This window comes from Stutzerimonas stutzeri (assembly GCF_024448695.1).
GTDB classification, from domain to species: domain Bacteria; phylum Pseudomonadota; class Gammaproteobacteria; order Pseudomonadales; family Pseudomonadaceae; genus Stutzerimonas; species Stutzerimonas stutzeri_T.
The window spans coordinates 1-7,481 of sequence record NZ_JAMOHY010000045.1 but is presented as its reverse complement, the minus strand read 5'-3'; the positions used below and the strand labels follow the sequence as shown (position 1 = coordinate 7,481).

The 7,481-nt window shown below is 58.6% G+C and carries 8 protein-coding genes and 1 tRNA gene; 6 read left to right on the top strand and 3 right to left on the bottom strand.

The annotated features are described in order from the left end of the window. The 3 genes from NAV32_RS17355 to NAV32_RS17345 all read right to left on the bottom strand — a co-directional run. Positions 1–491: RDD family protein (locus NAV32_RS17355; protein WP_256054031.1), on the bottom strand; the 491-nt coding region annotated here is incomplete at its 3' end. Between the two features lie 96 nt (positions 492–587). Beyond that, entirely contained in the window at positions 588–800 is a 213-nt protein-coding gene (locus tag NAV32_RS17350; RefSeq protein ID WP_255980942.1) for a cold-shock protein, read from the bottom strand. A 424-nt stretch (positions 801–1,224) separates the two neighbouring features. Then, positions 1,225–1,311 (bottom strand) — tRNA-Leu (locus NAV32_RS17345). 116 nt (positions 1,312–1,427) lie between these two features. On the opposite strand from NAV32_RS17345, the gene queA reads away from it, so the two are divergent. The 6 genes from queA (at position 1,428) to NAV32_RS17315 (ending at position 7,445) form a co-directional block, all read left to right on the top strand. After that, positions 1,428–2,477, top strand: a complete 1,050-nt coding sequence (gene queA / locus NAV32_RS17340) for a tRNA preQ1(34) S-adenosylmethionine ribosyltransferase-isomerase QueA (RefSeq protein WP_256054030.1) — start codon at positions 1,428–1,430, stop codon at positions 2,475–2,477. A gap of 14 nt (positions 2,478–2,491) precedes the next feature. Then, the gene (gene tgt / locus NAV32_RS17335; protein ID WP_256054032.1) at positions 2,492–3,607 is read left to right on the top strand and encodes a tRNA guanosine(34) transglycosylase Tgt; all 1,116 of its coding nucleotides are present in this window, start codon (positions 2,492–2,494) and stop codon (positions 3,605–3,607) included. Positions 3,608–3,647: 40 nt separating this feature from the next. Beyond that, entirely contained in the window at positions 3,648–3,977 is a 330-nt protein-coding gene (gene yajC / locus NAV32_RS17330) for a preprotein translocase subunit YajC (RefSeq protein ID WP_256054029.1), read from the top strand. Positions 3,978–4,042: 65 nt separating this feature from the next. Then, the gene (secD, locus tag NAV32_RS17325) at positions 4,043–5,911 is read left to right on the top strand and encodes a protein translocase subunit SecD (protein ID WP_256054028.1); all 1,869 of its coding nucleotides are present in this window, start codon (positions 4,043–4,045) and stop codon (positions 5,909–5,911) included. A 12-nt stretch (positions 5,912–5,923) separates the two neighbouring features. Beyond that, positions 5,924–6,832: a protein translocase subunit SecF gene (gene secF, locus NAV32_RS17320; RefSeq protein WP_256054027.1), complete on the top strand. Its 909-nt coding sequence runs from the start codon at positions 5,924–5,926 to the stop codon at positions 6,830–6,832. Positions 6,833–6,908: 76 nt separating this feature from the next. Continuing rightward, positions 6,909–7,445: a glycine zipper 2TM domain-containing protein gene (locus NAV32_RS17315; RefSeq protein WP_256054026.1), complete on the top strand. Its 537-nt coding sequence runs from the start codon at positions 6,909–6,911 to the stop codon at positions 7,443–7,445. Positions 7,446–7,481 lie beyond the last annotated feature (36 nt).

Sequence of the window (7,481 nt, the reverse complement as noted above, 5' to 3'; positions counted from 1 at the left end):
TTCTTGTGAATATTCTTCGGCAGATGCACCACCTGGCTTTCCGAATAGATGTCATGCCAGGTGCGCTTCTGCTTGTCCCAGAGCATCCACCAGTAGCCCAGCCCCAGCGCAAGCCATGACAGGATGGCGATCAGAAAGCGCAGCAGCGCCTGCCAAAGATCAATGGCGCTGCCATCGGCATTCTGGATGCGTACACCCCACACCTGCATGCCGAGTGTCTGGCCGTTGTGGGTCCAGAACTTCGCGAAAAAGGCGAACAGGCAGAACAGCAGCAGCGTGGCGAGAATAGGGTCCCGGTCCAGGCCGCCGCTCTCCGCTACGGCCTTGAGCGCCTCACTGCCATAGAACAGGCGCAGCAGAACCTGCTGATAAAGCAGAGTGACAACCATCATCAGGGCAATCGAAAGGAAGGCGTCGTAGAAGAGTGCAGCAAGCCGACGGCTCAGGCTGGCGGCTGGAAATTGGCCCTGAGGGCTGAGTGAGTGGCGCATGGAAGTCCTTTTGAGTAAGGCAGGCGCGCATTCTACGGAAATGCGCGCATAAAAAAGCCCCTGATGTTGCCATCAGGGGCTTTTCGGAGCGGCAGCTTATTCCTGGACTTGAACCTGGTCAGCCTGCATGCCCTTTTGACCTTGCACTGCGATGAAGCTGACTTTCTGGCCTTCTTTCAGGCTCTTGAAGCCGTTGCCTTCGATCGCGCGGAAATGCACGAACAGATCCGGACCGCTCTCGGGAGTGATGAAACCAAAACCTTTCTCGTCGTTAAACCACTTGACGGTACCGTTCTGACGATTCGACATGTCTTTGTATCCTTGAAACTCAATAGTAGAAGCGCACCTGCACGGCAGGGGCGGGAACTGGTTGCAAGGAGTAAGGAGTCGAGCGGGATGTAGCGGATCGAATGATCTACTGCACCAGGTCACGATTCTACAGCGACCCATGCAAACACAGTGGGCACACTCTACGATAACTCTCAAGGAGTGCCAACCCCTTGCAGCCATAGAATTTGCCCTGTTCAGGCGGCGCTTTTTCAGCGCGATTTGTCAGTCGGAATCAGCCTTTCTGGGCGGGTGTCGACTGTAGTGCCGTGCAGTGAGTGCCGCGCTTGTATCGGGTGTCGCGAGGGGCGTCGAGCCAACTGGCTCAGGTCATGCTGTGAAGCGCTGCCGTGCTTGAAAGCTAACGGCATTCAGCGGGCTCTCGGCTGCCCGTTGAATAGGATGATGGTGCCTCGAGAGAGACTCGAACTCTCACGTTGTTACCAACGGCGGATTTTGAATCCGCTGCGTCTACCGATTCCGCCATCGAGGCACAGTGGCGGCGCAGTATAAGGATGCGTTGTGGGTCGGTCAATCGTCCGGCGTGGTCAGATTGAGGTGATTCCGCTAAGCTTTGCGCCCCCTGTGCTTCGTGCTGATTATTTCTTCATGCAAGTCTCCGCTTTTTCCTTTGAATTGCCCGATTCCCTGATCGCGCGTCATCCGCTGGCCGAACGTCGCGCAAGCCGGTTGCTGGTGCTTGATGGACCGACTGGCGAGATGACGCATCGCGGCTTTGCCGATCTGCTCGATCATGTGCGTTCGGGTGATCTGATGGTGTTCAACAACACCCGCGTAATTCCAGCCCGCCTGTTTGGTCAGAAGGAAACCGGCGGTCGGCTTGAGGTGCTGGTTGAGCGGGTGCTGGACACGCATCGCGTGCTCGCGCATATCCGCTCCAGCAAGTCACCGAAACCTGGCAGCAGAATTCAGGTCGAGGGCGGCGGCGAGGCCATGATGCTGGCGCGCCATGATGCGCTGTTCGAACTTGAGTTTGCCGAAGAGGTGCTGCCCCTGCTGGAGCGCGTCGGCCATATGCCGTTGCCACCTTATATAGACAGACCGGATGACAGTGCTGACCGTGAGCGCTACCAGACGGTGTATGCCCGGCGCACCGGTGCGGTTGCGGCGCCCACTGCAGGACTGCATTTCGATGAGGCGCTGCTGGCTGCGCTGCGCGAAAAGGGCGTCGAGACGGCATTCGTCACGCTGCACGTGGGTGCGGGCACTTTCCAGCCGGTGAGGGTCGAGCGCATCGAAGAGCATCACATGCACAGCGAGTGGCTGGAAGTTGGCCAGGACGTGGTTGATGCAGTCGCTGCCTGCCGCCAGCGTGGTGGCCGCGTCATCGCGGTGGGCACTACCAGCGTGCGCTCGCTGGAAAGCGCGGCGCGTGACGGTACGCTCAAGGCTTTCAGTGGTGATACCGACATCTTTATCTATCCAGGCAGACCCTTCCATGTGGTGGATGCCCTGGTGACCAATTTCCATCTGCCCGAATCAACCTTGCTGATGCTGGTTTCGGCGTTCGCCGGCTACCCGGAAACCATGGCGGCCTATGCGGAGGCGGTGGCTGAGGGTTATCGCTTCTTCAGTTACGGCGATGCCATGTTCATTACGCGCAACCCGGCCCCGCGCGGCCCCGAGGAAACCCCATGAGTCGTACCTGCCACATGTCCTTTGAACTCCTGGCCACCGATGGCAGGGCGCGCCGTGGGCGTCTGATGTTTCCGCGCGGCACGGTAGAGACGCCGGCTTTCATGCCGGTAGGCACCTACGGCACGGTCAAGGGCATGTTGCCGCGAGATATCGAGGCAATCGGTGCCGAGATCATTCTTGGCAACACCTTTCATCTGTGGCTGCGGCCCGGCACCGAAGTCATCAAGGCGCACGGTGATCTGCATGACTTCATGCAGTGGCAGGGGCCGATTCTGACCGATTCGGGTGGTTTCCAGGTGTTCAGCCTGGGGGCGATGCGCAAGATCAAGGAGGAGGGTGTTTACTTCGCGTCGCCTGTCGATGGCGCCAAGGTCTTTATGGGGCCGGAAGAGTCGATGCAGGTCCAGCGCGATCTGGGCTCGGACATCGTGATGATCTTCGATGAGTGCACCCCCTATCCGGCCGACGAAGACGTTGCGCGCCGTTCCATGGAGCTTTCACTGCGCTGGGCAAAGCGCTCGAAAGAGGCGCATGGCGACAGTTCGGCGGCGCTGTTCGGCATCGTCCAGGGCGGCATGCATGAATCGCTGCGCATGCGTTCGCTGGAAGGGTTGTGCGAGATCGGTTTTGACGGTCTGGCCATCGGCGGGCTTTCGGTGGGCGAGCCCAAGGAAGAGATGATTCGTGTGCTGGACTTCCTGCCATCACAGATGCCAGCGGACAAGCCGCGTTATCTGATGGGTGTCGGCAAGCCTGAGGATCTGGTCGAAGGCGTGCGTCGCGGTGTGGACATGTTCGATTGCGTGATGCCGACCCGCAATGCCCGCAACGGCCATCTGTTCACCGATACAGGCGTAGTGAAAATTCGCAATGCCGTGCACCGTCATGATGATTCGCCGCTTGAGGCCGGTTGCGATTGTTACACCTGCAAACACTTCTCCCGCGGCTATCTGCATCATCTGGACAAATGCGGTGAAATGCTCGGCAGCATGTTGAATACAATCCACAACTTGCGGCATTACCAACGTTTGATGGCTGGTTTACGTCAGGCCATTCAACAAGGTACATTGGCGACCTTTGTCGATGCCTTCTATGCAAAGCGCGGCCTGCCAACGCCGCCGCTTGCATGACGAAATTCCATAATTTTAATCTCTGCAACAGGAGTGCTACATGAGCTTTCTGATTCCCGCCGCCTACGCTCAAGAGGCTGCCGCTGGTCCTGCCGGAAGCGGCTTCGAGTGGTTGTTTCTGGTCGGCTTTCTGGTCATCTTCTATCTGATGATCTGGCGCCCCCAGGCCAAGCGCGCCAAGGAGCACAAGAACCTGATCGGCGGCTTGCAGAAGGGTGACGAGGTGGTGACTTCCGGTGGCATCGTCGGCAAGGTCACCAAGGTTGTCGATGACTTTGTTGTGATCGAAGTTTCCGACAGCGTCGAGCTGAAATTCCAGAAAGTGGCGATTGCAGCCACGCTGCCCAAGGGCACTCTGAAAGCCATCTGAGCCGACTTCATTCAATACAACGACGGGGCGCGCAAGGCGCCCCGCGTCATTAGACGGGCTGCGTCATGCTCAATAGATTCCCCCTCTGGAAATACCTGCTGATACTGGTGGTGCTGGCGGTTGCCTGCATCTATTCGGCACCTAACCTTTATCCCGACGATCCGGCTGTACAGATTACTGGCGCTACCACCTCGCTGAGCGTCACCGAGGCCGATCTGAGTAAAGCGCGTGCAGCGCTTGAGGCGGTCGGAATCGAAGTCAAGGCTGCTTCGTTGGACGAGCAGGGCAGAGGCGGCCTGTTGCGCCTGAATCACCAGGATGATCAGTTGCCGGCCAAGGACGTGATCCGTCGCGCGCTTGGCGACGCTTACGTGGTCGCCCTCAACCTGGCGCCGACAACCCCCGATTGGCTACGCAATCTTGGCGCAAGCCCGATGAAGCTTGGTCTCGACCTCTCCGGTGGGGTGCATTTCCTGCTTGAAGTGGACATGGATAAGGCCGTCGAGACGCGCCTGAATGTGCATGAAGGCGAGGTCAAAAGCCTGTTGCGCAAAGAGCGTGTCCGCTATCGCAGCCTGCCCACGCAGGGTAGTGCGGTGCAACTTGGCTTTGCCGACGAGGCGACGCTGTCTGCGGCGCAAGCCCTGATTCGCAAGAATTTCACTGATTTCGACATTAGCTCCAGTGAGCGAAATGGCCAGCAAGTGCTGCGCCTGGCCCTTACCGAGGCGAAGCTTGCGGAGATCCGCGAGTACTCCATCAAGCAGAACCTCACCACTGTTCGCAACCGGGTCAATGAGCTGGGTGTTTCCGAGCCTCTGGTGCAGCGCCAGGGCGCCAATCGCATCGTGGTCGAATTGCCGGGCGTACAGGACACTGCTGAAGCCAAGCGTATCCTCGGCAAGACTGCCAACCTGGAATTCCGTCTGGCTGCTGAAATGGATGCCCCGCGCGCGACTACCGAGGCCTTCGAGTTCCGCCAGGAGGGTCGCCCGCCGGCGCAGCTGGAGCGTTCGTTGATCATCACTGGCGATCAGGTCACTGATGCCCAGGCCAGCTACGATGAAAATGGCCGTCCGCAGGTCAATATCCGCCTCGATGGTCATGGTGGCGAATTGATGAATCGGGCGACTCGCAACAGCGTCGGTCGCAGCATGGCGGTAATCTTCATCGAGCAGCGTCCTCAAACCAGCTACGTCAAGCAGATGGTTGATGGCGTCGAGCAGGAAGTGCGCGTCGAGACCTTTGTGGAAGACAAAAGGATCATCAGTCTGGCGACCATCCAGTCGCCGCTGGGCAGTCAGTTCCGCATCACCGGCCTCGATGGCCAGGGTGAATCTTCCGAGCTGGCCCTGCTGCTGCGTGCTGGTGGTCTGGCCGCGCCGATGTACTTCGCCGAAGAGCGCACCATCGGCCCGAGTCTGGGTGCCGAAAATATCAAGCTGGGCGTCCAGGCCGCGATGTGGGGTTTCCTCTTCGTCGCCATCTTCATTGTGCTGATCTACAAGTTCTTCGGTGTACTGGCGACCGTCGCGCTGCTGTTCAACATGGTGGCGCTGACGGCGCTGATGTCGATGCTGGGTGCGACCCTGACGCTACCGGGGATCGCCGGTATCGTGTTGACCATGGGTATGGCGGTGGATGCCAACGTGCTGATTTTCTCGCGGATTCGTGAGGAAATTCAGAATGGTATGTCGGTGCAGCGCGCCATTCACGAGGGCTTTGATCGGGCCTTTTCTGCAATTGTCGACGGCAACCTTACTACCTTGCTGGTGGGCGGCATTCTCTTTGCCATGGGTACCGGGCCGATCAAGGGTTTTGCGGTCACGCTATCGCTCGGGATTCTGACGTCGATGTTCACCGCAATCATCGTGACTCGTGCCATGGTCAATCTGATCTATGGTGGCCGCGATCTCAAGAAGCTGTGGATTTAAGGGGCTGGCACGATGAAACGCGTAATCAATTTCATGGCGGTGCGGAATGTGGCCTTCGTCCTGACGCTGCTGCTGACCGTTGCCTCGCTGGCCAGTCTGGCAGTCAAGGGTTTGAACTTCGGTCTGGATTTCACTGGCGGCACCCTGGTTGAGCTGAACTATGAGAACCCGGTTGCCCTGGAGCAAATTCGTGGGCAGCTGGTCGAGGGTGGTTTTGACGGGGCACTGGTGCAGAGTTTCGGCGCGACCACCGATGTGCTGATCAGGATGCCGGGTGACGACCCCCAGCTGGGTGAGCGTATCGCCGGGTCGTTGCGAGGCCAGGGCGCCGGTGGTGATGTCACCGTCAAGCGTGTGGAGTTTGTTGGTCCTTCCGTGGGTGAGGAGCTTCGTGATCAGGGTGGTCTGGGCATGCTGCTGGCCCTGGGCGGAATCCTGATCTACGTTGCGTTCCGCTTTCAGTGGAAGTTCGGCTTCGGCGCCGTGCTGTCGCTTTTTCACGATGTGATCGTGGTGCTTGGGGTGTTCTCGTTTTTTGAGATTTCCTTCGACCTGACGGTGCTTGCGGCTGTGCTGGCGGTCATCGGCTACTCGCTCAACGACACCATCGTTATCTTCGACCGCATCCGGGAAAACTTCCGGGCGTTGCGCAAGGCCGAGCTGCTCGAAAACATCAACATCTCTACCACCCAGACGTTGCTGAGAACGTTGGCGACCTCGATTTCAACCTTGCTCGCGGTTGCGTCACTGATGGTCTTCGGCGGCGAAAATCTCTGGGGCTTCTCGCTGGCATTGATGATCGGGGTGGGCGTTGGAACCTATTCGTCCATTTATACCGCCTGCCTCTGCCTGATCTGGCTGAAGCTGACCCGGGATGATCTGATTCCGCCGGTCGTCGAGGAAGTTGACGAGCGCCCTTGATTATTTGAACTTCTGACGGGTTATGCTGTCTTACCGCCCAGAGCGGGACCTTGCCCGTTTGAAGAAGGAATATCGAGTGAACAAGTCAATGCTGGTGGGGTCGGTTCTGGGTGCGGTAGTGGTGACTGCAGGTGGTGCATTCGCTACCTATACGCTGGTGGATCGCGGGCCTCAGTTCGCAGAAGTACTCGCGGTGGAACCCGTCAAGGAAACCATCAAAACGCCACGGGAAGTCTGCAAAGAGGTTGCCGTAACGCGGCAAAAGCCGGTGCAGGACGAGCACCGCATTGCCGGTACGGCTGTAGGTGCCGTGGTCGGAGGGCTGCTGGGTAATCAGGTTGGTGGCGGCAGTGGCAAGAAGATAGCGACGGTCGCTGGTGCGGTAGGTGGTGGTTATGCCGGCAATCAGGTGCAGCAGCGGATGCAGCAGAACAGCACCTATAGCGCCACCGAGACGCGCTGCAGCACGGTTACCGACAGCCACGACAAGGTTGTCGGCTATGACGTGAAATACGATCTTGGTGGCAAGGTTGGCAGCGTTCGAATGGATCGTGATCCCGGCAGTCAAATTCCGGTAAGGGATGGACAGCTGGTACTGGCTCAACAGCCATGATCTGAATTGCAAAAAAAAAAGCGCCTTTCGGGGCGC

Coding starts and splice junctions, on each gene's coding strand:
- NAV32_RS17350 (WP_255980942.1), bottom strand. CDS start 800: ATGTCGAATCGTCAGAACGGTACCGTCAAGTGGTTTAACGACGAGAAA.
- queA (WP_256054030.1), top strand. CDS start 1,428: ATGCAAGTCTCCGCTTTTTCCTTTGAATTGCCCGATTCCCTGATCGCG.
- tgt (WP_256054032.1), top strand. CDS start 2,492: ATGTCCTTTGAACTCCTGGCCACCGATGGCAGGGCGCGCCGTGGGCGT.
- yajC (WP_256054029.1), top strand. CDS start 3,648: ATGAGCTTTCTGATTCCCGCCGCCTACGCTCAAGAGGCTGCCGCTGGT.
- secD (WP_256054028.1), top strand. CDS start 4,043: ATGCTCAATAGATTCCCCCTCTGGAAATACCTGCTGATACTGGTGGTG.
- secF (WP_256054027.1), top strand. CDS start 5,924: ATGAAACGCGTAATCAATTTCATGGCGGTGCGGAATGTGGCCTTCGTC.